Source organism: Ureibacillus galli, assembly GCF_014836845.1.
GTDB classification, from domain to species: Bacteria; Bacillota; Bacilli; order Bacillales_A; family Planococcaceae; genus Ureibacillus; species Ureibacillus galli.
Genome location: NZ_JACSQA010000034.1, coordinates 1 through 25,098, shown reverse-complemented (window position 1 = coordinate 25,098; position 25,098 = coordinate 1). Strand labels below are relative to the sequence as shown.

Sequence of the window (25,098 nt, the reverse complement as noted above, 5' to 3'; positions counted from 1 at the left end):
AAAACAAAGGAATAAAAAAAAACGCCCTTTTGGATTAACCAAAAGGACGATTCAACTCGTGTTACCACCTTTAATTCATAAGCAACTCACATTGCTTATCTTCGTAAGTACGGTCATTTCCGACGATACTTTAGCACATAATGACGGATGCCAAACCGGTGTAGCCTACTAAGGAAACCCTTTTCAGTACACAGCTCCAAGATGAATTCACAATTGTTCAACATGCACCTCTCATCAACCGGTCACTTTCTGTCTGTTAACATGATTGCTACTATTTCTCTTCATAGCCTTTGTTCTTATATTTCATTTTGCAAATATTTTTCGAATTGTTTATTATTTTATAGATTAATTTCAATTTGTCAATATAGTCTTATTTTCAATAAAAAAATAGGATCATTGATCTATCGTTGTGAATAATCTTATTGATTAGATAATACTGAAATTTTAAGTTCTATCTAAATTAAAAATGAAGCCAACTGGCTACTTTTTTATTTGAATTAAATTTTATCTGTATAAGTTTCGTTCTTTATTGTATAAGTAATCTCTAACGTGTAAGGACTTTCTTTTTCAACTTTATTACCTAGGGGGGATTCTAAGTAGAAGGGTTTGAAATTCACCTATACCCTTCAATATCTGCATTTTTTATATCATCTGCATCATAAGCAATTATAGTGGTGTCATTCTGTTTATCTAGGATATTTAAATAGTTTACAGTGATCTCATCGTTTTTATTTTTTTGAGAAAGTACACCTTGTAAATATTTAGAGTCTTTGAAGTCCTTTTCTACAAAGAAATCCCAAACATCATTTTCTCTTGCAGCTGTCATGATGGGTACATTTTTATAAAATAGAAATGCAGCAATACCTAATATTAAAATTAATAAAATCAATATTTTTTTCATTTCAATGCCTCATTTAAAGTTTTATAGTTTCTAAAACGTTTTCAGTCTTGCATTTTTCTCCACTTAATCCTTTTGAATATGGTATTCGTATATTTTGACAAACATTTATTTCCGCCCACTTTCTATCTTCTTGGCTGCCATTGTTTTTTCATGTTCAAGTAGCCATTCTTTTCTCCATAGACCACCTGCATAACCGGTTAATGTTCCGTTCGAACCAATGACTCGATGACAAGGAATAACGATACTTAATTTGTTTTTACCGTTGGCACTACCGACTGCGCGAATCGCTTTTTCGTTTCCTATCGTCACGGCAAGCTCTTTATAAGATTGGGTTTTGGCATATGGGATTTCTGTTAACGCACTCCATACTTCTCTTTGAAAATCCGTTCCCTTTAACTCATATGGGAAAGTAAACTGTTGGCGAATACCTCGAAAATATTCATCAAGTTGGTTAAAACAATCGATTAAAGGAGTAGGTGTTTTTGCTTGTCCCCATTCCTCGCTGCTCTCCTTTTCAACAAATAAAATGGATTGAACCGCTTGTTCCGTTCCAATGATTTCGATGACTCCAATGGGTGATGCATAATGTACTTTATACGTTGTCATATATTGACCTCCAAAGATAAAAGGTTGCATAGGCTTGCCAACCTGCCCAGCCTGCCGCATAGCCTTCTATTTCTTCGATGTCGGTTTCCGCTCCAAGCCTAATTGCTCTTTTAAAGCGTTATGAAGCCCGACATCTGAAATTGGGAATGCGGATGGATCTCGTAAGCATTTCATCATGACATAATGGGCTGTCCATGCTCCAATTCCTCTTATTTCTCTTAATGCTGTTTCGATTTGTGGGAGTTCCATTTTCTGAAGCAGTTGTTCCTTAGATAATTCCCCTTCTGTCATCATTTTTGCAATGCCAATCGTATATTCAGCCTTCCTCGTCGTAAATTGCAATTTCTTTAAATCGTCCACATTTAAAGCAGCGATTTTTTCATAGGATGGAAATAACCAATACTGCTTACCTTCATAGGTTAAACATTCTCCAAATTGCTCCACAAAACGTTTCTTTAATGTGTACGCAAAGGTTAAATTAATTTGCTGACCGATAACGGCCCAAACGAGGGCTTCGAATAAATCGGGAATCCCAATGATCCGTAAGCCCTTATATGTTGACACAACATTTTTTAAAATTTTGTCGTTGTTAGCCATTTGGTAAAAGCCTTCTAAATCTTTGTCTAAATCAAACCATTCTGAAACAAACTCCCCTATTTTTTCACGGGCAAACTTAGATGGAACGGTCATCGGAAATTCTACCTTTATGGCGCCGTCACTGAAACTGATTTTACATAAAACCAATTCATCATAGACTTTGATTAATTTATAGACCGCTTCCCCGTTTATTTGATGAAGAATTTCCTGGTCAGACCTACCTAAAAAAATGAGACATTCGTCAAAATAAAAATCCGTTGGTGGATATAACTCGATAGTAAATTCAGCATCAATCCATTTCATAGAGAAGTTCCTTTCGATATTCACTCGGTGAACAGTTTTTTAAAGCTCGAAATACTTTATAGAAATTAGAAGGACTTTGGAATCCAACTTCGTAACAGATTTCTAAATTTGTTAAGTTAGTATTTTTCAATAAATAAGCCGCTTTATCAATACGTATTTTTTCTAAATACGTACGGGGTGTCTCATTCGTTTCTTGTTTAAATAATCGTTCCAAATAGAACGGACTCAACCCTACTTGCTCTGCTATATCCTTTAATCCAATCGGTTGTTTATAGTGATTTACTAAAAACGTTATAATTGCTCGAACGGTTTCGATATGTGGAGAGTGCACTACTTCCGGTTGACACCTTTTACAAGGACGGTAACCAGCGTTTTCAACTTCATTAATATCATGGTAAAATTCCACATTAACCTTCTTCGGTTTCTTGACCTGCAAGAAGGACGACAATAAATTTTCGTTGTTTTCACAGCCGTAAAAAATAGACCATCATACTTCCGATCACAGGCAATGATTTTTTCCCACATCTCTTCAAATGATAGATGAATACTCGTCACCATGTTTCACCTCTTCTTCATTCATGCTCGTTTCGATACAAAAGAGACGTATCCTTTAACGTTACTAATTCACTCGTTCTATTTTCTAAATAATCAAACACATTATCATACAGGGCATTGCCAAAACTAAAACGTTTTACTCCTAGTTCTTTAAGCTTATTACAATTCGTTAATTCAGGTAAAGATAATAAATTTAATGGTGCATTTATATTTGTCGTAATCTCCCTAATTTCATCCTCTTCCTTTAAGCCTGGAACAAAAATTCCACTTGCTCCACTTTCTACATAAACCTTTGCGCGTTCAATCGTTTCAGAAAGCGGATTATCTATTAGAAAGTACGTATCCGTTCTCGCGTTTATATAAAAGTGATGATAACCTCTATTGTCTAACGCCGATCGAATGGCACTCAGTAGTTCACGATGCTCTGAAATCTTTTTTAAACCATTTTGTTTTTTCAATGAATCCTCAATATTGATCCCAACAACACCGAGATCTGCAACCTTTAACACATTTTGCACAATGGTTTCTATATCTTCTCCATACCCTGCTTCAATATCCGCAGTTACAGGAACATGCACATTGTCTACAATGGTTTTAATCACTGCTAAATGCTGGTTAAAATCAATCATTTCCCCATCTTTTAATCCGAAAGAATGGGCAATTCCCCAACTTGTTGTACCAATTGCTTTAAAGCCTGCTTTTTCAAGAAGTAATGCAGATAAAACATCCCAGGCGTTTCCTAAAAATAATATGTCTGATGAAAAGTGCATTTCATTGAACTCTTGAATTTTGTTCATAATTTTACTCCTCCTATAATGGGAATGGTCCCATTTTAACAAGGAATGCGCCTCTATTTCGTCCTCATTCTTGCTGTTATGGTCTAGCTGAAAAGTGGTTGTTTAAAAATGGAAATAGAATCTATAATGGAACTAAATAAAGGATTTTCTATGGAGGTAGTTATTTGTTATATAGCCCTAAATGGAGTAAAGCAAAGAAACATTTGAAAAGTTTTGTTTGTGATGCTTTACGTTCAAGAGTTGATTTTCAAGTGATTAATTATCGAAGAGCCCATGATCAATTAGGTAGAGCGGTTATTACTGTCGATAAAATAGAAAAACTTAGTATGTGCACGATTACAGCAGAGCGGGCGGAATATTACAAAGAGTGGGATATTAGAAGAGATTTAGATGATTTTGATTTCGATGATGTAGGTAAAAATATTTCAATTCAAGATGAGGCTCATCAACAATTAAAAAAAGAAGGCATTTATGGTCAGTATGACTTTTTCTTTGCATTAGAAGAATACTTTAACTCATCTATTGAAAACTCATTAAAATCAACAGATATATTAATAAAAATACTGTGTCTATTAGATCGTCGTGTAGGAAAGAGAACCTTACTTAAAATGAAAGATTCGATTTTAACGGAACATGAACTCGTTCAAGAGTTTTATAAACTTCGTTGCGAAGCGGAAAAGCTAAATATTACTACATAAAAAAGTGGGGATACTACCCCACTTTTTTCTTTGCTTTGAACTCAATTTTATTCTGAAAATTAAAACTTGCCTTTCTTTTTCATTTTGTTTATTATATATCTAAATGATATATATATCTTTTAGATAGGTGGTTATCGAGTGAAAGGTTATAATGAAACAACTTACGCCATTTTAGGAATTTTAACGACGGATTGCCGCTCTGGCTATTCAATTAAACAATTTATCGACCGGAGTCTTAATCATTTCTGGAAGATTAGTTACGGACAGATTTATCCAACATTAAAATTCATCGTACAAGAAGGTTTAGCGGAAGTTCATACTGCTACAACTTCCGGTAAACCAGATAAAAACGAATACACCTTAACTCCAAAAGGAATTGAAACTTTAAGAAATTGGTTAGAAAATCCGATTGAACAACTTCCCGCCGAACGTAATGAGATCCTACTAAAATTATTTTTTGGACGATTCCAAACCAGTGAAACGACCATCTCCCTCCTTGAAAATTACAAACAAAAATTACAAACGCGCATGGAAACATATCAATCGATTGAACAGGCTATAATCGATTGTGCAGACGAAAATGATATGGATTCAATGTATTGGTTATTTACTTTAGACTATGGAAAGAAAGTTACGAGAGCTGCAATAGACTGGTGTGATGTGACCCTTGAGAAGTTTATAACTAAGGAGGAATCCTAATGGGGAAAGAAATTTTTACTGGACGTTATACGACGGAAAATACGGAGGATATCGTTGTGTTTATCATTGGCATGCGCATAAATAAACGCCTAGCCATTCATAAATGGTTGCCTGTATTTAACTCGATGCCTGGAATGATTAAAGAACTTTACTCCCATAAAGAGGAATTAGGATTTTTATCGATGGAAAGCTATTTTGGATTAAGAACGACCGTCATGATTCAATATTGGCGGTCTATGAATGACCTTCTTGCTTACGCAAAATCAGAAAAACATTTAACCGCATGGAAAAATTTTAACCAAAAGGTCGGCAATAATGATGCAGTTGGAATTTATCATGAGACCTACCAACTAAAATCAGGACATTATGAAGCTTTTTATGGCAATATGCCTGCCTATGGTTTAGGGAAAGTATTCAACCCAATTCCCGTTACGGCAAAGCGGAATACCGCGCGAGACCGGCTGCACTTACAAAAGTTACGTTAGAAACCTTCAATCTATTCGGTTGAAGGTTTTTCCCTTTGATAGAAACAATTATTTTTCCAACATTGTATACAATCCAGTACTCGATTATAATTTGTGTCACAAGAACAATGAATGGAGGATGTGATGGGATGAATTATGATGTCATTATAATTGGTGCAGGTTCAATGGGTATGGCAGCGGGTTATTTTTTATCGAAAAGTGGGAAAAAGACTTTGTTATTAGATGCCTTTACCCCACCCCATAATAAAGGGAGTCATCACGGGGAAACTAGAATTATTCGATACGCTTATGGTGAAGGTGAAGAATATGTTCCCTTTGTCCTTAGAGCACAGGAATTATGGAATGACTTAGAAAGAGCAACTGGGAAGCAATTATTTCTCCAGACAGGTGTTTTAAATGTTGGGGAGGAACATTCCGATTTTATCCAAAATACGATTTCGAGTGCAAAAAAATATTCATTACCATTACATATTCTTCCTTCAATCGAAGTACATAATCGCTGGCCTGGTATAACACTACCGAATAATTTTATTGGCTGCTTCGAACCAACATCTGGCGTGCTAAAATGCGAAGAAAGTATTAAAGCTTACCAAGAGCTCGCCGAATTAAATGGTGCAACGATCCTAACAAATAGTAGAGTAAAAGACATTTCGATTAAGGATGACAGAGTAACGATAAAGACCGACAATCAGACCTTTTACTCGGATGCATTAGCCGTTTCAGCAGGTGCATGGTCAGGAAGCCTTCTTTCAATGTTAGATGTAGAGCTTCCCCTCTCCCCAGTGAGAAAAACGTTTGCTTGGTTTCATGCGGATGAAAAAATTTATAACCAAGAACATTTCCCTGCCTTTACTTTTGAAACACCAAATGGACAATATTATGGTTTTCCAAGTATTGATGGTGCCGGATTAAAGGTAGGTCGACATGATGGCGGAGATCAAATCCATCAGATAAAGGAGATTTAATTCATTTTTTACATCAATACATGCCTAAAGTCAGTCAATTACAATATGGAAAAACGTGCATGTATACACTTACTCCTGATGAGGATTTTATCATCGATCTACATCCTAACTACTCCAACGTGGCCATCGCAGCAGGTTTCTCTGGACACGGATTTAAATTTAGTAGTGCCGTTGGACAAGCATTAAGTCAATTAATTCTTTCTGGTCAATATGATATCGATTTATCCCCCTTTTCATTGAATCGATTTACAAAACATGACGAAAAGGGAATCTATTAGGAAATGGAAGTAGATTCCTCTTATAAATCCATCAAAAAGGGAAACTTTTAAAGTATAATAAGAGTGGTAAAAAATTTTCGGGGGGCCGTAATATTATGGTTTCAGATAAAAAAAGCGCTCAAAAATATGCCTATGAATACATTCGGGATCGTATGTTAGACGGCACTTATAAAGCTGGTATGAAAGTCGTAGAAGAACGACTTGCCGATGAAATTGGTGTTAGTCGTACACCGATTCGTGAAGCGATTCGACGACTCGAGCAAGAGGGATTAATTAAAGACAAGCATATTTATAATCCTACCGTTGAAGATTTGATCAACATATATGAGATGCGTATTATGATAGAAAGCTTTGCAGCAAAAAAAGCAGCAAAACATATGACGCCAGAAACATTGAAAGAACTAAAAAACACGTTAAAAGAATCTCGAAAAGCACAGTCAAAAAATATTTATAATGCCAATCAACGCTTCCATGATTTAATTGCCGAAGAATGCCGTAATCCAAAAATGATTGAAATATTGGAAAAAGTCCGTACGGTGTTCTATTTATTTAGTTTAAAGCTGGACATTTATAAACGTCCACAATTACTGGATGAGCACGAAGAGATTTATAAAGCAATTGAGGAACGAAATGAAGAACTTGCCGGTGAATTGATGGCAAATCATTTAAGAAATGACCGAGACTTCACCCTGGAAGAGCTATCAACGGTAAATGGTAAATAAATATACGAAACACAACCTAACTATTGTCGTCGATCGAAATAGTTAGGTTATTTTTCTTGGTTTTATTTTTTACTCCAATAGTTCTTCTCAAAAAATGCAATGATTTCATCTTTGTAATAGTATGTATCGTTTAGTTGTTGCAATCGTTCTAAATTATGGGTGTTCGCTTTTCCTGTTTCGAGTAGTTCCCGATATAACTCAATATAAGGAAGTTCCTTATGTATGGCGTTTTTCAATTCTTTTTCGATATCATAGGAGACTTTTTTAAATTTTACTTCTGCAATCCCGTTATCATCTATTTCAAGAATGGCATATTGGGCACGTTGGTCGGAATGTAAATTGTCCCATTTATAAAACGGTTGTCCAATTGTTCCAGGGTTAATGATTAATTGATCGTTGCTACTATAGCGTAACAATTGGTGATGGGTATGAGCATAAATGGCAATATCATAATCCTGGTCAAATAACTGATCAAAATTTTCCTGAAAGTTAGTTGGCCATAAATCCCCACCATAACTTTTATTTTGCAAATGATGACTAATACTGATGGATAGATGATTTACTTGTTTTGTGACATGTAATGGTAAATTTTTAATAAGTTGAATATGATGTTCAGCTAAATGCTCACATTGATACTGAGCTAACCGAGAAACATAAATATCGGTCGCGTTATCAAAATCAATTTTTTTATTAAGTATATCAAGGAAGCTATCTTCCCAATTTCCTTTGACGTAAGTAGTAATGTTAAAGCAATTTAATATGTCAAATAACTCGTTTGCCCCTGGCCCAGGCATGATTAAATCTCCTAAAAACCAGTAATCAGTGACACCTTCTTGCTTCGTATCTTCAACAACCGCTTCTAAAGCCGTTGTATTTCCATGGACATCTGCCAATAATGCAATTCTATGTTTCATATATTTTTTCCCTCCAATACGATGAAAAGTTGATATTCTATCCGAATATTGTGACAGTACAATAGATGTTAATGATAATAAAGTGATGATAATTTAAAACTCAAACACGCAGAACCCCGTTCTAAAAAAGAAGGGGGTTAAAAGTATAGTAGTTTATGTATGTCACAATACCGTCCGATTGTTGTCATTCATTTTAAACTCCTAGTAAGTTTCTTTATATCTACGATTGTTCTATTTTTGTTTCTCGGTTTGAATCAGTAGAAGATCAACACTAACAAATTATAGAAAGAATGAATAATAATTACTGACCAAATGGAACTAGTTTTCTTATAGATATATCCAAATATAGCACTTAACACAAAGATGTTAATGGAGGTAATTAGAATATCCGGAAATAAAAATAAACCTTTATGAATCCAAATAGGAAAATGAATCGATACAAAAAGGAATGATGTAATTGTATTAGCTATCCAAAATCTAAAAGAATCCATAAGTTTTTTTAATATAAACCCTCTAAAAACAATTTCCTCAGTGATTCCAACTAATAGAAAAACATTCAGCCATTCGTCAAACCCTATATGAAAATCGATATTATTATCTAAAACAGTAATATTTAAAATGGCATAGAATATGAAGACTAAGAATACCCAGCAAATCCATTTGAAACTTTTTTTAAAATTTGAACGTAATCCTAAATAGGAAGTTGGGTTACTTTTTTCTATAATTTTAGCCATTAATATAACTGGAATGATCCAGATAACGATTTTTATGATGGCAGATGTTATTGCTCTTGGAACAGAATCCATCAAATCTAAATATTGAACTATCCATAGTTCTCTTACACTCCACAGGACATAAAATATGATGAAGTAAATCCAAATATAAGATTTATTTATTTTTAAATCTATTTGTAACTCCCCCATTCTTTTTCAAGAATACTCCTAGTTACTTTTAATGCAATCCTTTACAACCTTTATTTTAACATAAATATCCAATTTAATGACTTAGCGTTATTCAAAAATATAGCCCTATCATGAAGAATGACGCTTTTCCTATGAAAAGCGTCATTCTCCAGTATGTATTGTTTTTCTATCGAAATTTTATTCAATTATATGTGAAATAAAAGTATAGATATTGGGAGGATATTCTGCGAAGTGAAATTCTATTCCTCTCCTCAGCAGCCAGCACCTTAAATCGAAAAAAGCACTTTCCTAATTTAAAGGATAGTGCCGGATTGTTAAAAAGCAAGGTAAATATATGTTTTAGATAACGTTCCATTCTTGTAATATTAGTCCTTTTTATACTATTCAAGAAATGTGCCTGTTTTTTAAATAAACTTAGTACTTACGATTCGGAATTCTACCTACGTTTAGGGGTCGAATCACTTTTCAACAACTTTATCTCCTTGATCCAATACAAAACAGGATATTCCCATAAAACAGGGCTTTTATAAACATTCTTTCTAATGTTGACCTCTACGAGACCATATCATAATCGGAATTAATAATAAGGAGAGAATCCCGCCAATAAATGATAAAGTTAGATAACTTGAACCTGCCATAACCACTCCTGACAAGGCTCCACCAGCAGCTCCTGACAACGCAACGAAAACATCCAACGCACCTTGTGTTTTTGCTCTTGTAGAAGTTGTAGTTGAATCAACAATAAGTGCAGTCCCACTTATCAAACCAAAATTCCATCCTAATCCGAGCAAAGAAAGTGCAATCACTAGGAAAACTATGGAATCTCCTGGAGCAAATGCTGCTGTTAAACCCGCCAGAAGCAACGTAATTCCAGAAGCAATCGCCATCGCAGTACGGCCCAATTTGTCAACAAGGACACCGGTAACTAGTGAAGGGAGATACATGGCACCTATATGAAAACCAATAACAAGACCTACTTCACCGACGCTATGTCCATGATGTCGCATATGAACTGGTGTCATTGTCATAATTGCTACCATTACAACTTGAGTAAGAACCATAATTGTCGCACCTACAATGATGCCTCTTTTATTTTCTACTTGCTCAGTATGAGCTGAATGTATTTTCTCATTATGTTCTTTGTTTGATTCTTCTATTGTTCTTGCTATTAGTAACGGATCTGGCCGAAGCATAACGAAAAGAACAATACCTGCTAAGATATACGCTACTGCCGCTAAAATGAATGGTCCAGCAAGTGCTGGAACGTTAATAGAAAGAGCAATATCGCCCATTACATTTACTAAATTCGGACCAGCAACTGCACCAAATGTTGTAAAAACCATCGTAAGACTAATTGCAGTCGCTCTCTGATTACTATTTGCTAAATCCGTCCCTGCATACCGAGCTTGTAAATTAGTTGCAGTTCCTGAACCATAAACAAGTAAAGATAGGAATAATAACAAAACGCTATTGATAATTGCTGCAATAATAACCCCTATCGCTCCAAGTCCACCAATCATAAAGCCTGTTGCCAGACCTATACGACGTCCAGACGCTTGGGAAAGTCTCCCAACGAGTAAAGCTGCTCCTGCTGACCCTAAAGTAAATAACGCTGAAGGAAGTCCGGCAAAGGCTTCTGTACCAAGCATTTGCTGTGCAAGAAGTCCCCCTACAGTCACTCCAGCAGCTAATCCTGCACCACCAAAAACTTGTGAAACACTTACCACGATTAATGTACGCTTATATAACGCTTTTTGTTTTTCTTGAGAAATAATGTAGCTTTTCTGCGTAGCGGTTTGTACTTCCAACGATTCTACCCAATCTTTTTGTACCATATTCCTACCTGCCTTTCTAAAAACCCCATTCTATTAGGCTTTCAACAAGATTTGAATTATCATAACACGCACAAAAAAACCATACAATATTACAATTGTATGGCAAACAATATTAAGTAAGACCCTTTAATAAACGTTTAAGGATAATCAATCCTTGTTCAAGCTCTTGAGTTGTATTAGGTGCGCAAACAGAGATTCTCACTGCCCGTTCGGGACAACTATTTCCAACTACAAAACGTTCTGCCGCATATACTTGTACACCCTCCTGCTCAGCTAACGTTTCAAATTCTCTACCAGTAATGTTACCTGGTAATAGCAACCAACGAAAAATACCCGTTTCAACACCTAAACACTTATAGTCACTCAAATATCGATCTACGATTTGGTTTCTATGAATGGTCTGTTTTCGATGACCCTCAATTAACACTTCAAATTGGTTGGATACAATCAAACGTGCTGTCAATTCCGCTAATAACGGGGAAACAGTTATATTTAAATTATAAAGTGCTTTTGAAATTGGCTCTTTATATTGACTAGGGACAGCTACATAGGCTAGTCGTAATCCTGGTGCTAATGCTTTAGATAAACCTGCAATATAGATAACCTGTTCTGGTGCGAATGACGCAACTGCTGGCAGTGGATTTTTATTAAGAAGATGATAAGATCCATCCTCAATAATGAACTGATTATACTTTTTGGCAATGCTAGCAATCTTCCTCCGATTCTCGACCGACATTAAGGAAGCTGTCGGATTATGATAATCTGGCATCAAGTATATGCCTTTAATATTTTCATTTTTACATGCATATTCAAAAGAAGTTGGGCTCATTTCATCGTTCTCTGACTTTATCGGTACGATTTGTACATTAAGCATTGCTGCAACAGTTTTTAAGCCGGGATAGGTATGCTGGTCAACACCAATGCGTTCACCGGGCTTACAAAGACTTGCTAGTGTAGCAGCAATCGCATTTTGAGCTCCATTTGCAAATAAAATGTGTTCAACGGTTGTTTCAAATCCACCTCTTCGGAGTAACTTTATAGCTGCATTCTTTTGCCAAACACTTTCGCCTGTCCGACCATATCCAAACCATTTTTCGTAATCTGTCTCTTGCAGCATACTTTTAAGTTGGATTAACAATGGCTCGTAGGAAGCGTTATCTGGGAGTGTTGCTCCCATTTCAATTAAATGTTGCGGCTTTGTATCTTCAAGTAAATAGGCATTCGATAACGCATCATACGATACAAACGTCCCACTTCCAACTGAAGCGCTTAACAAGCCCTTTAATTCACATACTTTAAAAGCTTTTGAAATGGTACTCAGATTTAAATCCAAATAATCAGCCAATTCTCTTTGTGGTGGAAGTTTTGTTCCTGGTAACAAAACTCCGTTAAGTATGTCATTCTCCAATTGCCTTGCAAGTGCTTGATATATAGGCTTTTCAGTTTTATCTATCGAAGGCTTCCAGCTCATCGGATAGTTTTCAAATGAATTAATTGGCATAATATGCATTCCTTTTTACAAAAAATTTGATTTTACCATTTATATATTGAATAAAATTCTCTTTTTCTTTATGACTATCAGTGAATATCTGAGTAGCCATCTATAACTAAGGCTAACACCAATTATACTTTTTGAACTAATCATCCATGATTTCAAAGATTGTCTTTATGATGTAAGGTTTGATAAAAATACCTAAATCCATAAAAAGCCTAGAAAACTGTAGTAACCTACTTTTTGTTCTGTCGATATACAATTAAAGTAAGTCCATTTAATATCAATGTAAAAACAAGGAGAACTACTGTGGCTATCACTACTGCACGTGTTGTGTCCATTAGTGCTGACCAATCCTCAATTTTTACTAAATGATAATTATAGAAAATTTGAAAACTAAGTGAAATAGCACAGGCACTGAGGCTGATAACGGAAAGGACGACCCAATTCTTGTTTTCCGGTTTTTCATTTCGCATGAGATTAATTATAGGAAGTATCCAAGCGATTAGTCCAAGTAAGAGACTGCCAATGTTAAGGAAACCAATGATATCTAATCCCTCTTTCTTTATTTTATTATTGTTTAACAATAGTTAACGGTAAATTATGGGAAAGGTTTCAAAACTAAAGACAAAGCGTATTTCATTAAACTGTATTATTCAACAAACTGGCGCTGAAAAAATTAGTACTTAAAAAATTAGTACCCTCTACTTGAAAAAGGATTAACTTAATAACTTGTTAGAAATACTTTTCCTTTAGCGCTGTTAGACGATTCAACAACTTCGACTGCTTTTTTTACGTTTGATAAGTCGTATTGAGAATCTACCATCTTCAAACGTAATTTTTTATCAGCTACTAGCCTTATGACATTATTAAATGTTTCCTGCCATCTATCTGTCGTTACTTTATTATTCCAATGCCGCAAATGAAACATATTAGCATTCAATTTGGCTTTATTGACAATATCGCCCCAGTTTACTTGTACCCCTGATAAAAGACCAATAGTTAAAAAGTTTCCATTAGGGCGAACACAAAAGGCCAAGTCATTTCCAGATGAACCCCCTATTGAATCAATAGCAGCATCTGCACCTTTTCCATTTGTTAATTCCTTAACTGTTTCGTGGAGTGGAAATTTAGAAGAGTCTATTACATACGTAGCACCGAGATGAAGTAAATCTTCTGTATAGTTACTATTTCTCGTCACTGCAATCAATTGAAAACCTAAAATTTTAGATAACTGAGCAAAAATATGTCCAATAGCTGATCCGCACGCATTAACCAATAAAACATCATTCGGTCTTAATTTTAATACTTCCGAACAAACTACCCATGCAGTAATTGGATTTATATACATCTGTGCTGCCGTAAAATCATCAATCGTATCAGGTATGCAAACTGCATATTCTACTGAAGTTTTAACAAATTCTTGCCACGTTCCTTCCCCACGTAAAGGTAATACACGTTGACCAATAAGATTTTTCGAAACGAAAGGACCGACTTCTTCTATAATACCTACTCCTTCATAACCCGGAATATTTGGTAAAGAAATTCTGTGGGCATATGACCCCCTAATTGGTATTAGGTCAGAAGGATTTATCGGGCGAGCTAGCATACGTACAAGAACTTCATTATTTTTTGGTAGTTCAATAGCTTTATATTCAACCTTCAGCACATCTTGAGGACTGCCAAATTCGTAAAATTTAATACTTTTGCCGTTCAAAATCATTCGTCTCCTTAAACAAAGTAAATTTAATTAATTATATCACCTTCGATTCCCCCCCTTTCGCATTACTTATTCGATTTAATAGACTTTAAATTTAATTGACGCAAACCTTCTGAAATAATGCCCTTTAATGAAATAACAATATTTGTCTCTTATTATTTTTTGTGAAATGTAACAAAATAAATAAATAAATAGGAAAAATGTATTTAAAAATTATTAAAGAAATTAACAATTATCAATTGTATTGTTTAATAATTAATCTATACTATTTATATGCATGTGCATACATTTTTTTTAGGAGGAATACTAATAATGAAAACAATTGATTCACCTTTTAAACTTAAAGGATTACAACTTAAAAATCGAATTGTCATGGCACCCATGTGCCAATATTCTGTAGATAAAGAAGATGGAATACCGAACGATTGGCATTTTGTTCATTATGTATCTAGAGCAATTGGCGGTACAGGATTAATTATTATGGAAATGACGGGTGTAACCCCTGAAGGAAGAATTACGAATCAAGATTTAGGATTATGGGATGATGCTCAGATTCCTGCATATAAGCGTATTGTATCCGAGGTTCATAAGTATGGTTCGAAAATTGGGATACAAATAGCTCATGCTGGTAGAAAGGCCGAAGATGCAATCCAACCTGTTGCACCACTGCTATACAAGGTGACGCTTTACCTGAGGAAACAAAATATGGTGGACTTAAACAACCACGTGCTTTAACCATTCAGGAAATTGAACAAACAATTGAGCAGTTTAGGAATGCTGCAAGAAGAGCAGTTGAAGCGGGCTTTGATACAATCGAACTTCATGGAGCACATGGATATCTTCTTCATCAGTTCATGTCCCCTAGTATTAATAATCGGAAAGATGAATATGGTGAGGATTTATCAAAATTCGGTGTAGAGGTTATTCGCTCAGTGAAATCGGTCATGCCAGAGGATATGCCACTAATTATGCGAATGTCTGCTATTGAATATATCGACGGAGGATATGGGTTGGAACATTCACTTCGTATTGCAGAGAAGTTCAAGGAAGCGGGTGTAGATATTTTCCACGTCTCCTCTGGAGGTGAAGGCGTTCCTGGCACGTTAAAGCCTGGGAATTATCCTGGTTATCAAGTACCATTTGCCCGAGCTTTCAAAGAGAAACTAGGAATCCCAGTCATAGCGGTTGGCATGTTAGATAATCCACAAGTAGCAGAGGCAACCTTATCAAATCATGATGCCGATTTAATTGCCGTTGCTAGAGGAATGTTAAATGATCCATATTGGAGTATACATGCGATTAAGGAAATAACAGGGAGTGTCAATCCCCCATCTCAATATAGTAGAGGAATTCGATAATAGGGAATGATATAATTGGGACAGTACTTTTTGAAAGGCGATGGCTATGAATCAACCTGACCAATTAATCCATACTTGGGTAAATTTTTCCAAATTCCATAATCGAATTACACACTCATTAGATTATTTTCTTCAACAAAAATACCATTTATGTTTGAATGAGTTTTATTTAATGATGTTTCTCAATGAAAACAGCGAAAAGAAACTCCGGTTACTGCAGCTTCAGAATATGATTGGTCTTAGCCAAAGTGCTTTATCCCGTTTGGTTTCAAGACTTGAACAACATGATCTTCATCCAGTGGAACGAGCATGTTATGTTGAGGATAAGCGTAGTGTTTATGTTGTACTAACTCCAAGTGGCCAACAGCATATTGTTGACATTTTAAATGAGGTTAATCGGATCTTACATCAGTCGCTCTCAGAAAAAGATATTAAAAACATAAGATTATTTGCTGAATAAAATCCTGTAATGCATTACTAAGTTTCTTCTATGAAGTTAACTTGGTAATGCATTTTTTTCAAAGATGTTGCTGAAATTATCAGGTACTGTATATCAATCTATAGGAATTGCCCCACAATAGAATTAGCTAACGAATTCAATAATGAAAGCGAGCGCTAATTCTTATTACAGACAACGCTCGCTTGTTGGAGATCCCACTACAATGGGATATAAATAAAATTAACTGTAGTAGGCTTATTATCGTTTTTTCCATTATCTGTTACGAGTGAGGTGCGCTTTTATTTGACTCATATATAAGATTACAAGCTGATTGGTTCGCCACCTGTCACCCCATAAATCTGACCTGTAATATAACTCCCTTCATCAGAGGCTAGAAGAACATATACCGGCGCAAGCTCTACCGGCTGTCCCGCACGGCCAAGAGGAGTGTTTTGGCCAAACTCAGGAATTTTCCCTTCCAATTGTCCGTTATCCAATTGTAACGGTGTCCAAATTGGTCCAGGCGCAACCCCATTGACACGAACCCCTTTAGAAGCAAAGTACGAGGAAAGGTTTATCGTAAAATTGCTGATGGCACCTTTTGTAGCAGCATAATCCATTAAAGATGCGGATGGATTGAAAGATTGAACCGAAGTGGTAGTAATAATCGCACTTCCTGGTTCCAGATGCTCTTCAGCAGCTTTTACGGTCTCAAACATACTGATAATGTTTACTTTGAATGTATCATGCACTTGTTTGATTGTTAAATCACTTAAGGTTGGCTGTGCGATTTGTTGTGCAGCATTCAATACGAGCGTATCCAATCCGCCAAAAGCTTCCACCGTTTTTGTCACAATCTCTGTCGCTGTGCCATCTTCCCGCAAATCATACGGTAACAGCAATGCTTTTCTGCCTTCTTTTTCAATTAATTCTTTGACTTCGTTCGCATCTTCTTCTTCACCAGGGAAGAATTGGATAGCCACATTTGCACCTTCACGCGCATAGGCAATGGCGGCTGCACGGCCAATTCCGGAATCGCCACCGGTAATCAAGGCATTGCGTCCTTCCAGGCGATTGTATCCTTTATATGACTCTTCTCCGCAGTCAGGTTTTGGGCTCATTTTACGCTGTAACGCTGGAGTGTTCTGCTCTTGATCTGGGAATTTTTCTGTATAAAATTTTTTACGTGGATCGGTTAGATGTGGGTTTTTCATAATAACCATCTCCTCTTGTAAATATTTAAAGCTAGAGAATAAGTTTGTGAAAGCTTCACACTTTTCAAACTTTCACAAACTAATCTCTCGTACATTTTTTACCCTATGATCATTATTTTAAACAGCTTCACATTTTTTCCCCTGTTCAAACCCACTATTTAATAAGAGCTACTGTGTTAACTGCATAAATCAGTTGTACCGAGCGAATCAATTTGTTTAATTTGCAATTATTTTGTGGTAATGAAATGGAATATCAAATAAAGGAAATATCTTCCTGAAAGTCGAATATAAGCCTAGAACTATAATTAACTATTTCGATGAGGAGGATTGTTGTGCGTCCACGACCATTATCGATTGAAAATCCAGAGTATGCTAGGTATGTTAGCCTTGTGCCAGATGGAGATATTGAAGAAATACTTAATAACCAACGAACGAAAACCATTTCCCTCTTGAGCAACGTATCGGAGGAATCAGCAATGAAGGCATACGCCCCAGGGAAATGGACTTTAAAAGAAGTGATTGGGCATATGGCCGATGTGGAACGTGTAATGTCGTATCGAATACTTGCCATTGCACGAAATGAAAGTGCACCACTCCCAGCAATGGATCAGGATCAATATGTTTCTGCGGCAAACTTCAACAAATTATCTTGGGAGCAACTACTATCTGGTTTAGACACGGTACGCTCCAACACGTTAAGTCTTATTTCAACTATTAATGAGGAAGCGTGGGAACGTAATGGAATTGTAATGAACAAGCCAGTTTCCTTAAGTACCTTTGCATATGGCATTGCCGGGCACGAGTTACACCATTTGAAAATAATTAGTGATAAATACTTATAATATTAATGAAAAAACCTAATTTCTCGTTTAATAATGAGAAATTAGGTTTTTTCATATTGAAACTTCCTGAGCGTTGTAAATCCGCATTTTCCACACGCCATCCCCAATTTTTACATAATTTCCTATAGTTGAATAATCTAAATGGCAGTACCTTTTGAAAGTTTCCTTTTAATAACAAAGTATGTTAATACACCTAAGCCAATGTATATCATCAACATACTAATCCCCATTAATGTTGAGATTTTAAATACAATCGTTAGTGAGTATAAATTTAGTAATAGGTAGATTGTTAAAAATAAAATTCCTTTTTTTCTGCTATTCACAATGATAGAAGTAATAATAGCTAATGCTAAACTAGCGCTTATTAAGTGTCCTAAAAAAAGAATTGTATACATCAAAGCATTATTCTCCATCTAAATCCCCCTCTCTATATAATTCTTCAAATAAAAGCAATTTTCCTGTTCTACTATCTGGCCCGACTGCTGAAAAAAGCACAATTCTATTCAAGAATTGTGCCTGTTGTTGAGTATTGTTGTTAACTAAAGCCTTTGCAATTTAATCAGAATACCACCACTTAAAAGTTTTTTCCGAAGCCTAATTACCATCTAGTATTATTATGATGATTTTTTGTATGAAGGTAAACTCTATTATCAATTGCAGCACGGGAACCAATGAAACTCATGATTGCCAACAAAATGCCGAAGAAAACAAATGCAGCAAGGTAATAACCTTGGAACATGGAAACGAAAGACGCTACCATGAGTAAAATCATTATAACAATGATTATGATCTGCCCTTTTCCTTTTTTCCGCTCTTTCATATCTCAACCCTCATTCCATTTGGTATTATTTCTTATATTCAAATACGTTCCTAGACAGGGAAAAGTTTCTGTTTCGTTTAACAAAACTTGAAGTACATTTCTTCTTTAATACTTGATAATATCAAGATTTTTTAAATGTTGTCATCTTTATTTGTCCCAATTGAATATGCTCCATTTTGTTTCATGAAGCTTATATTCAGCAATCGCACTCGTTAGTTGAATAACGAGTCCTGTTTTTACATCAACTCATTTGAATATCTGTTCCATACTGGACCAATTGTAGTTTCCTTGCTAAAGATTGGGATGCAAAATTTTCCCACGAAGTGCTATAAAGTGCGATTCGCCCTTGTTTTTGCACCTCTGCAGCCCAAGCATTTGTAACATCTATGCCATAGGATTTTCCACGGTAATCTTCATGTGTATACACACTTGCTTCGTCTGCTATTAAGGTCTTCCTCGCACTACAACAAATTGAAACAACTATGTTATCTTCAACAATAACAAAACAAGGTTGCTTATCATCAAAATCCTCATAAGTATATGGGAAATGGGGCTTAAGAAGATCTTTGTTTTCATATGTTACTTTAATTGCTTTTCTAATAGACCTTCCCCGAACATCTGGAAACACATATGCTGGGCCAAAAGATAAATCATTCAATTCATAATCTATACTTAAAACCTTTATAACTTTTCCTAAATCAGTTGGATTTGTCCTAGTAACATGTTCTAACTTCTCTACAATGTCCGCATTTAATGAATTTGAATACCTTACTACACTGCCCTCTTTGGTAGCACCAATGAAAATTAATGGTGCAACATCATATGGTGGTTCATTTACGACTGTTATTCTATTTTCAATATTGTGTTTAAATAACACCTTCACATGATGTCTCATCAATTCAAAATCAGATAACAAATACATTCCCCCAACCAACTTTATTACTCTCTAATAATTTTTGTTAAAGCCATAATGATTTAATAATCGGACTCGTTAGTTCTTATTGCTTTCCAAAAAAAAGGCACAATTCTACTATAGAATTGTGCCCTAAAGTGAAATAACTGTAAAACGAATAAAGTATTTTAAAAGCTGCGTTTCCTTGCCCAAGCTCCTTGCATTTTACTTAGGAATACAATTTGTCCAATATGATATGCGTTATGCATTGCTAAACTCTTTAGTTCAAGCACTAATGAATGATCCTCTCCTGGGACCTGCCTATACAAATCTTCTTGTTCTGATGTTGCTAGTATTTTTTCAAGTTCACGATGAACATAAAAGAATTCTTGTTTGGTTTCCTCCCAATTTTCTAACGTCTCAGTTGGCAATCGAAATGTAGAGTCATTATCTTCTGCCTTTGGTTCATTCGCTGTTTCACCAAGAAATCGCATGAGATATCTCTTTTCATAGAACAGTAAATGACAAACTAATTCCCAAATGGAATTCATTGTCCCATCAGCTGGTTTCCAAAGTGCTTGTTCAAAAGTGACATTCTCTAGCACTTTTTCAAGTGGTGGAAACCAGTCTTCTTTATCTAAGCAACTTGCCCATTGCTGTAACAAAAGTGTCCTTACATCCATTTTCTATTCCCCCAATTTTATCCCGAAAATCGATAATCCCTTTGCTTAAATCTTCCTTTTCGGTAAGTTAATCTGACATTACTATCATTTCGAGGTGAACCATCTGATTCCCTTCCTTAGTTCACAAGCTGACCCTTTAATGAAAAAAATACTTTCCTTCTTTAAGGAAAGTACGCGATTTTTTTGTTTATACTCTGCCAATAATTCCTGAAGAGAAAACTGTAATCCTTTTTATTATTTAATATTTACATCAAAGACATACGTGATATTCCCTTCATTCCATTTTGCCTTTACTTCATAAATATAATAGCCCTCATTTGTAGGTAGGGTGATTTCATTTTCTCTAATATCTATAGATTTAACGACCCCATCTTCGCTTTCCTCATTTATTTCTAACGAAAGAGGGCTTTCATCCATTTCAATTTTTAATTTTGTACCTTTCTCCAACTCTAACGTATTAAATTCATCCGCTAACCCTTTTTTATCTAAATTGCTTGTTTTATTTGCTTCAAAATCCCATTCAACCCACTCGAAATCTCCTATTACCATTGTATATTCTTTATTATCGCTAACAATTTTGCCTTCTATAGGTTCAAACGTATCAAAAGAAGGTAAAACATTACAACCAGATATACAAATAACTGACAATATCAAAATATAAACTTTTTTCATACTTCTTCTCCCATATATCACTATAAGTACTTTGAAAAACGTTTAATTCATTTTACCAAAAAATAACTATTATCATTAAACTGTATTAAATCTATTACTGTATATTTTTTTCACAAACTCTTAATGGGAGTCAGTTTTTTATTTGAGTAGATGCAGCCGAATTACTGAAGAACAAGATTTTTTTAATCATGATGATGTCATTATGAGAACAGTCTCTGATTCACCAAGTGTTGAAATGGCTAATTTTTATATGAAATATTACTTTCCTTCTTCAAGGAAAGTCCTGATTGTGCAAGACTTTTAATAAACTAAAGCACTTAATAGTTCAATAAAGCGTTTTAGAACCTACCCAAAAATTTGGGCAGCGATAGCAAATAACTCCTTATTCCTATTTGGCATTTTAAGAGAGTTTTTTATCATAAGAGGCGGTTCACTAACTTTTACAAATCCACTTTTTTGCAAGAAAGATATGAACTCGTTCTTACCCGATGGCACATCAATCCTAAACTTTCCTTCATGATGAAGAGCTAACCTATCGATGATCATAGCTGCCGTTTGGGGATTTGGTGCTACAATAGGTCCTAATATTAGATTTACTGGTCCTAAGATGGATAGTCCAAACCCAATAATCTTGCCTTTTTGATTTTTAACAACTAAACATTGTTTCGATTGCTTTATTCTGTTAAGAAGAAACCTTCTTCTCTTATCACCAAATGCACTCGAATCTAATTCAACGAGTGCGTTAAAATCAATTTCACTGTATTCCTCTATTGTAATATCTTGATTATTAAACCTTTCAGTGTGAATATAACGATCACATAAAAACTTTTGTATTAAGTCGACAGTAATAAAACCCAAGTTTTCATACAGGGGTTTCCCATCTTCAGTTGAAATTAACATTATTGAAGTATCTTTTGAGACACTGTCTATACATTTCTGAGTAACTTTTTTACCTAAGCCTAATCCTCTGTACTCTTTATTTACAATAACCATTCCAATTGAAGCTAAATGGGTATCGTAAACTATGATCGCGGCACTCGAGACATTTTCCCCCGTAGCATTCTTATGACCGAATATCTTACCGCATGACATAACAGTTCTAATTTCATATTCATCATAATCCCAACCAACCGATGCAGAAAGTTCTATCAAACCTAATATATCATCTTGATCTAGTTCCACTAATTTTAATACTGTTTTATTGTCTGTATACATTAGAAATTCCTCGATTTCGTAGAATACTTTTAATATTGTATTTAATTTCTGATAACTTAAGTGTAATCCTTCACAGCATCCATTGCATTAACAAAAAATATTAGTTCTCTTTACTAAACGATCTGACCTGATAGTGGAAATTTATTATTTAATTAAAGACCCGGTTAGTTACCTTGTAAAATATGTAACAAGTGGGATTGCCCAGGATATAAAACAGATAAATACTAGTATGACAACTAGATTAAAAAAGGAGAATGCAAATAGTGTAAAGCCTGTGAAAAGTGTTGAAAGAACTAAACTCCACAGTACCCTTCTTTTAATACTCACCATCGCTTGAAAGACAATAAAAACAATTGCAATTAATATCGGCCACCAATAGATGATGGAATTTACCAACATGACAAAAACCCCTTTTAATTCATTATATAGTGATATAAAATAGATAACTACCAAAATATGTATTTCATTCAAGGAGTTTTTTTACTCTTCCTACGTTGAAGCACTCCTCAACAATCTGCCCCTATTCATGAAGAAAGACCCTCTCCTTATTCAAGGAAAGTGCCCGATTGTTGCAGATCAATAAGCATAATACCTCTCCACATATAGAAGGTGACTTTCTCCGTATGTTTAATTCATTTAATTTAGTGGAATAGAATGAATGTAGACATATATAGGAGGGATCAATAATGACAGTCAAATTGATTGTAGAAAACGTAGTACAGGCGAAACAAGAAGTGGAGAAATTAGAAGCGCAAGGATATCTTCGAGATAACATTTACATCTTTGCACATTATGAAGAACGTGAAGATGATATTAACGAAGCACTGGGGACAGATAAAGTTGGGATTGGCGAGCAAGGGTTCCTGACTTCTATGAAAAACCTGGTAAATTCCCGTGGAGATGAACTCCGCAATGAGTTAGCTTCTGTCGGATTAAGTGAATCGGAAGCTGCTCAACTCGAAAAGGAACTGGATACAGGTAAATTGGTCATAGTTGCCAATAAATAAAAACAAACCCGGGATTGGATTCCCGGGTTTGTTTTTCATTTTACAAGTCTTCCTCGTTTCCTTGGACTCTATATTCCAGATAGCCATTCAAGCAAGTCAGCATAAAAAACCATCCATCTTTATTATCAATGATTCATTAAAAAGTCTTAACGCGGTATTATCATACTTAGATCTTTCTACTAAGGTTACAAATTCATTATGCATACCATCAATCCCTTTTCATTTCCTTTTATTACTTCTGATAAATAATTAATACTTGTTTCAAGATTCTCTATCTTTCTTTCAAATCTAATGAATAAATAAATTGTGATAGAAATTGGAAACCCAAAATTCCCTACTTTAGTTACCCATTCAGATGTTACCATTCACTCTTTTTTATGTTCTTCAATAGGCTTTAGTATATTTTTCAATGCCTTTTTATGAGTTTTAAAAATAACTTGTTGGCTTTTATTTAATTTAATTGCAATTTCTGTATCACTTAATCCCTTTAAATAAGCTAGTTTAATAATTTATTTTTTGCTTATTGGTTAGTGAATTTAAAGCTTCATTTAATATAGGACAACTCACATGATCGTTATATAGAAGAATTAAACAAAAATTAAACAACCTTTTATTAGAAATTTTACATGTAAAATTCCCTAGTTAAATCGATCTTATATAAAGTTAATTCTATCACAATGCTAAGTTATACGATTTCTATCTAATAATGAAAGCATTAGTATTGGGTGGATTTTGGCTGCGTTATAAAATGGGATGGTTTAGTGTTTCTATTCATAAAGAAGGGAGCCAGGTACAGCATATACTCTTCATGGTAAAACTTGATTTTCAAGTTCCATGAATTACAAAAAATTGGAAGTTGTATTGACTTGTGAAGGTGAGGTTATTCGAAATGAAGCTCACTATTTAATTTTTTTGATAGATTAATATTATATTTTGTAACAACCATACTAGTTAAAGTTTTCTCTTTCAGTTCGCTTGGATTTTATATATGAATATAAATCTCTTATAAAGACAAAATACATAAGTAGTAATAATGCGAACATCCCATAGGCATACTTCGGAAAATTCTCAAGAATAAAATCTAACTGTAAAATTACGAAAATATTTATAAACACTAATAAAATAAAATTTGTTATTACAGAAATTAGCGCTTTTTTATTTTTAAATAAAAATGATGATATTAAAGCCAGTACTAAAACAATTGCAAAGATTTGTAAAAAATTAAGTGTAAAATTAGCGAACTCCATAAAAAGTACCTCCTTCTCAATTTTCATAAAAATTATACCATTTTATGTATTCAAATTTCCCAATTTTCTAAATAAATAGTTATTTTGTACTTTAAAAATTTAATTAAAATATTTGATTATTATTAACTATTAATCATTAAAAGGAGGCTGGGACAAAAACCCTCCTCTAAATAAAAAAAGCCGGTGAAATTTTACGAAAAGTAAAATTTCACCGGCTTT

General features: G+C 34.7%; 24 protein-coding genes, 4 pseudogenes and 1 other annotated feature. Of the genes and pseudogenes, 9 read left to right on the top strand and 19 right to left on the bottom strand.

Features of this window, described 5'->3' with window-relative positions; all coding sequences use genetic code 11:
• Nucleotides 1-39: 39 nt before the first annotated feature.
• Nucleotides 40-294, bottom strand: a binding site (T-box leader).
• A 319-nt stretch (nt 295-613) separates the two neighbouring features.
• The 5 genes and pseudogenes from H9636_RS16530 to H9636_RS16510 all read right to left on the bottom strand — a co-directional run bounded on the left by H9636_RS16530 (nt 614) and on the right by H9636_RS16510 (nt 3,759).
• Nucleotides 614-901: a hypothetical protein gene (locus H9636_RS16530; protein ID WP_191708681.1), complete on the bottom strand. Its 288-nt coding sequence runs from the start codon at nt 899-901 to the stop codon at nt 614-616.
• A 105-nt stretch (nt 902-1,006) separates the two neighbouring features.
• Nucleotides 1,007-1,507, bottom strand: a complete 501-nt coding sequence (locus tag H9636_RS16525; RefSeq protein WP_191708680.1) for a methylated-DNA--[protein]-cysteine S-methyltransferase — start codon at nt 1,505-1,507, stop codon at nt 1,007-1,009.
• Nucleotides 1,494-2,398, bottom strand: a pseudogene (locus H9636_RS16520) (DNA-3-methyladenine glycosylase family protein). The gene H9636_RS16525 and the pseudogene H9636_RS16520 overlap by 14 nt, the downstream one beginning before the upstream one ends.
• Nucleotides 2,394-2,965: pseudogene (locus H9636_RS16515) on the bottom strand (bifunctional transcriptional activator/DNA repair enzyme AdaA). Before H9636_RS16515 ends, H9636_RS16520 begins: the two co-directional pseudogenes overlap by 5 nt.
• A gap of 14 nt (nt 2,966-2,979) precedes the next feature.
• Nucleotides 2,980-3,759: an isocitrate lyase/PEP mutase family protein gene (locus H9636_RS16510; protein ID WP_191708679.1), complete on the bottom strand. Its 780-nt coding sequence runs from the start codon at nt 3,757-3,759 to the stop codon at nt 2,980-2,982.
• A gap of 164 nt (nt 3,760-3,923) precedes the next feature.
• Between H9636_RS16510 and H9636_RS16505 the strand changes: the two genes are divergently transcribed.
• The 5 genes and pseudogenes from H9636_RS16505 to H9636_RS16485 all read left to right on the top strand — a co-directional run bounded on the left by H9636_RS16505 (nt 3,924) and on the right by H9636_RS16485 (nt 7,606).
• A complete protein-coding gene (locus H9636_RS16505; RefSeq protein ID WP_191708678.1) occupies nt 3,924-4,457 on the top strand; it encodes an SF0329 family protein in 534 nt (177 codons plus the stop codon).
• 138 nt (nt 4,458-4,595) lie between these two features.
• Nucleotides 4,596-5,156, top strand: coding sequence for a PadR family transcriptional regulator (locus H9636_RS16500; RefSeq protein ID WP_191708677.1), 561 nt, complete (start codon nt 4,596-4,598; stop codon nt 5,154-5,156).
• Nucleotides 5,156-5,641 carry a DUF4188 domain-containing protein gene (locus tag H9636_RS16495; protein ID WP_191708676.1) on the top strand — a complete coding sequence of 162 codons (486 nt, stop codon included), beginning with the start codon at nt 5,156-5,158 and terminating at the stop codon, nt 5,639-5,641. Before H9636_RS16500 ends, H9636_RS16495 begins: the two co-directional genes overlap by 1 nt.
• A 128-nt stretch (nt 5,642-5,769) precedes the next feature.
• Nucleotides 5,770-6,884, top strand: a pseudogene (gene solA / locus H9636_RS16490) (N-methyl-L-tryptophan oxidase).
• Nucleotides 6,885-6,979: 95 nt separating this feature from the next.
• Entirely contained in the window at nt 6,980-7,606 is a 627-nt protein-coding gene (locus tag H9636_RS16485) for a GntR family transcriptional regulator (RefSeq protein WP_191708674.1), read from the top strand.
• A gap of 62 nt (nt 7,607-7,668) precedes the next feature.
• Here the strand turns inward: H9636_RS16485 and H9636_RS16480 are convergent, their stop codons facing one another.
• The 6 genes from H9636_RS16480 to H9636_RS16460 form a co-directional block, all read right to left on the bottom strand.
• A complete protein-coding gene (locus H9636_RS16480) occupies nt 7,669-8,520 on the bottom strand; it encodes a metallophosphoesterase family protein (protein WP_191708673.1) in 852 nt (283 codons plus the stop codon).
• A 254-nt stretch (nt 8,521-8,774) separates the two neighbouring features.
• Nucleotides 8,775-9,443 carry a CPBP family intramembrane glutamic endopeptidase gene (locus tag H9636_RS16475; protein ID WP_191708672.1) on the bottom strand — a complete coding sequence of 223 codons (669 nt, stop codon included), beginning with the start codon at nt 9,441-9,443 and terminating at the stop codon, nt 8,775-8,777.
• Between the two features lie 539 nt (nt 9,444-9,982).
• Nucleotides 9,983-11,278, bottom strand: coding sequence for an MFS transporter (locus H9636_RS16470; protein WP_191708670.1), 1,296 nt, complete (start codon nt 11,276-11,278; stop codon nt 9,983-9,985).
• Nucleotides 11,279-11,390: 112 nt separating this feature from the next.
• Complete coding sequence (locus H9636_RS16465; protein ID WP_191708668.1) at nt 11,391-12,779, bottom strand: aminotransferase-like domain-containing protein; 1,389 nt, start codon at nt 12,777-12,779, stop codon at nt 11,391-11,393.
• Nucleotides 12,780-13,006: 227 nt separating this feature from the next.
• Nucleotides 13,007-13,318, bottom strand: a complete 312-nt coding sequence (locus H9636_RS19150) for a hypothetical protein (protein ID WP_318241040.1) — start codon at nt 13,316-13,318, stop codon at nt 13,007-13,009.
• A gap of 176 nt (nt 13,319-13,494) precedes the next feature.
• Nucleotides 13,495-14,490, bottom strand: coding sequence for a zinc-dependent alcohol dehydrogenase family protein (locus H9636_RS16460; protein WP_191708693.1), 996 nt, complete (start codon nt 14,488-14,490; stop codon nt 13,495-13,497).
• A 312-nt stretch (nt 14,491-14,802) separates the two neighbouring features.
• Here H9636_RS16460 and H9636_RS16455 point away from each other — a divergent pair.
• Nucleotides 14,803-15,848: pseudogene (locus H9636_RS16455) on the top strand (NADH:flavin oxidoreductase/NADH oxidase).
• Nucleotides 15,849-15,894: 46 nt separating this feature from the next.
• Nucleotides 15,895-16,308 carry a MarR family winged helix-turn-helix transcriptional regulator gene (locus H9636_RS16450; RefSeq protein WP_191708667.1) on the top strand — a complete coding sequence of 138 codons (414 nt, stop codon included), beginning with the start codon at nt 15,895-15,897 and terminating at the stop codon, nt 16,306-16,308.
• 299 nt (nt 16,309-16,607) lie between these two features.
• Here the strand turns inward: H9636_RS16450 and H9636_RS16445 are convergent, their stop codons facing one another.
• Complete coding sequence (locus H9636_RS16445; protein WP_191708665.1) at nt 16,608-17,501, bottom strand: SDR family oxidoreductase; 894 nt, start codon at nt 17,499-17,501, stop codon at nt 16,608-16,610.
• Nucleotides 17,502-17,833: 332 nt separating this feature from the next.
• On the opposite strand from H9636_RS16445, the gene H9636_RS16440 reads away from it, so the two are divergent.
• Entirely contained in the window at nt 17,834-18,343 is a 510-nt protein-coding gene (locus tag H9636_RS16440; protein WP_191708664.1) for a DinB family protein, read from the top strand.
• 137 nt (nt 18,344-18,480) lie between these two features.
• Here the strand turns inward: H9636_RS16440 and H9636_RS16435 are convergent, their stop codons facing one another.
• From H9636_RS16435 to H9636_RS16410, 6 genes are all read right to left on the bottom strand, one after another.
• On the bottom strand, nt 18,481-18,756 hold the full coding sequence (locus H9636_RS16435) for a hypothetical protein (RefSeq protein ID WP_191708663.1): 276 nt from the start codon (nt 18,754-18,756) through the stop codon (nt 18,481-18,483).
• 185 nt (nt 18,757-18,941) lie between these two features.
• The gene (locus H9636_RS16430) at nt 18,942-19,163 is read right to left on the bottom strand and encodes a hypothetical protein (RefSeq protein ID WP_191708662.1); all 222 of its coding nucleotides are present in this window, start codon (nt 19,161-19,163) and stop codon (nt 18,942-18,944) included.
• Nucleotides 19,164-19,404: 241 nt separating this feature from the next.
• Complete coding sequence (locus H9636_RS16425) at nt 19,405-20,085, bottom strand: GNAT family N-acetyltransferase (protein ID WP_225230299.1); 681 nt, start codon at nt 20,083-20,085, stop codon at nt 19,405-19,407.
• 158 nt (nt 20,086-20,243) lie between these two features.
• Nucleotides 20,244-20,738: a DinB family protein gene (locus tag H9636_RS16420; protein ID WP_191708658.1), complete on the bottom strand. Its 495-nt coding sequence runs from the start codon at nt 20,736-20,738 to the stop codon at nt 20,244-20,246.
• 234 nt (nt 20,739-20,972) lie between these two features.
• Nucleotides 20,973-21,410, bottom strand: coding sequence for a hypothetical protein (locus H9636_RS16415; protein WP_191708656.1), 438 nt, complete (start codon nt 21,408-21,410; stop codon nt 20,973-20,975).
• A gap of 345 nt (nt 21,411-21,755) precedes the next feature.
• Complete coding sequence (locus H9636_RS16410; RefSeq protein ID WP_191708655.1) at nt 21,756-22,625, bottom strand: GNAT family N-acetyltransferase; 870 nt, start codon at nt 22,623-22,625, stop codon at nt 21,756-21,758.
• Between the two features lie 686 nt (nt 22,626-23,311).
• On the opposite strand from H9636_RS16410, the gene H9636_RS16405 reads away from it, so the two are divergent.
• Complete coding sequence (locus H9636_RS16405; protein WP_191706468.1) at nt 23,312-23,632, top strand: general stress protein; 321 nt, start codon at nt 23,312-23,314, stop codon at nt 23,630-23,632.
• A gap of 185 nt (nt 23,633-23,817) precedes the next feature.
• Here H9636_RS16405 and H9636_RS16400 read toward each other — a convergent pair whose 3' ends face one another.
• On the bottom strand, nt 23,818-23,997 hold the full coding sequence (locus H9636_RS16400; protein ID WP_191708654.1) for a YvrJ family protein: 180 nt from the start codon (nt 23,995-23,997) through the stop codon (nt 23,818-23,820).
• Between the last annotated feature and the right edge of the window lie 1,101 nt (nt 23,998-25,098).